Source organism: Rhodocytophaga aerolata, assembly GCF_030503435.1.
Taxonomy (GTDB): Bacteria; Bacteroidota; Bacteroidia; order Cytophagales; family 172606-1; genus Rhodocytophaga; species Rhodocytophaga aerolata.
The window spans coordinates 1-1,356 of the sequence record NZ_JAUKPO010000155.1; the positions used below are offsets into that span (position 1 = coordinate 1).

At 41.6% G+C, this 1,356-nt stretch carries 2 protein-coding genes; both read left to right on the top strand.

What is annotated here, in order from left to right; genetic code table 11:
- The coding region (locus Q0590_RS37275; protein ID WP_417715105.1) for a Mu transposase domain-containing protein at window positions 1-497 on the top strand (497 nt) is incomplete at its 5' end.
- A 29-nt stretch (window positions 498-526) separates the two neighbouring features.
- Entirely contained in the window at window positions 527-1,258 is a 732-nt protein-coding gene (gene istB / locus Q0590_RS37280; RefSeq protein WP_302042775.1) for an IS21-like element helper ATPase IstB, read from the top strand.
- Window positions 1,259-1,356 lie beyond the last annotated feature (98 nt).

The following is a 1,356-nucleotide window of genomic DNA, read 5'->3' on the forward strand; positions in this document are numbered from 1 at the left end:
ATTATAGTGTGCCTTACCGCTACATTGGCAAACGGGTCAAGATCATCTATAGTCACAACCAAGTGGAAATTTATAATGGCTATGAACGTATTGCTTTCCATGAAAGGGATAGAAAAGCCTTTGGTTATACCACCTTGAAAGATCATCTGCCATCTTCCCATCAATTTGTCTTGGATTGGCACCCGGAAAAGTTTTTAAACTGGGCAGCAGATATTGGTCCTTCTGTCAAAAGCTTGATCGCAGGTGTACTCCAGATTAAAGCCCACCCTGAGCAAGCTTACAAAAGCTGTGTAGGTATATTAAGTTTAGCTAAGAAAGCGGGCCAGCAACGCCTGGAGCTGGCTTGCCAAAGAGCTCTTTATTATCAGAGCTATAGTTATCGTACTGTCAAGAACATCCTTGACAAAGGACTGGAAGAATGGCCGCAGGAAGTCTTTTCCTCACTAGCCCAAACGCCTACCCATAGTAACATTCGGGGAAAAGCGTATTACCAATAAATCATTTATCCACTCTTACCCCTCATTTTATGAACAATCATGCCACCTTAGAGAAAATGAAACAGCTGCGCTTTTTAGGCATGCAGCAGGCGTTCCGCACCTGTATGGAAAGCAATCAATCTTTTACTGCTGACGAACTGATCGCTTATTTGATAGAAGCTGAATGGAACGAACGTCATAACCGCAGGATTACTACCTTGATCAGAGCGGCACACTTCCGTTACCAGGCTTCGATAGAAGAACTTGACTTTTCTTTAACAAGAAACATAGATAAGAATATGTTGATCAGACTTTGTGATTGCAGTTTTATAGAAAAAAAGCAGAACCTGCTTATTACCGGCTCTACCGGGGTAGGCAAAAGTTATATTGCTTCTGCGTTGGGTCATCAGGCCTGCATACAAGGCTATAAAGTGATGTACTTTAACCTGGGCAAACTCTTTTCCCGGTTGAAAATAAGTAAAGCCGATGCCAGTTATAGTAAAGAAATTAATAAAATAGAAAAACAGGATCTGTTAATCTTAGATGATTTTGGACTCCAACCCTTGGATAGTGCCAATCGACTGGCTTTGCTTGAAATTATTGAGGACCGCCATGGCAAACATTCTACTATCATTGCTTCTCAATTACCGGTCAGCCAATGGTATGACCTGATGCAGGAGCAGACCATTGCCGATGCCATTCTAGACAGGATCGTCCATAATGCACACAGAATAGAGTTACAGGGAGAATCGATGAGAAAAAACAAAAAAATAATTAGCTAACAATCCATAAATTTATCTACTTGACAAAGCATGCAGCAGCATAAGTTTTTTGGACCAGTTTTCCCAGAATCACTGGACCAGCATCGCCAGAATACGCA

Excerpts from the sequence above, each read along its gene's own strand:
- istB (WP_302042775.1), top strand. The coding sequence starts at position 527 with ATGAACAATCATGCCACCTTAGAGAAAATGAAACAGCTGCGCTTTTTA.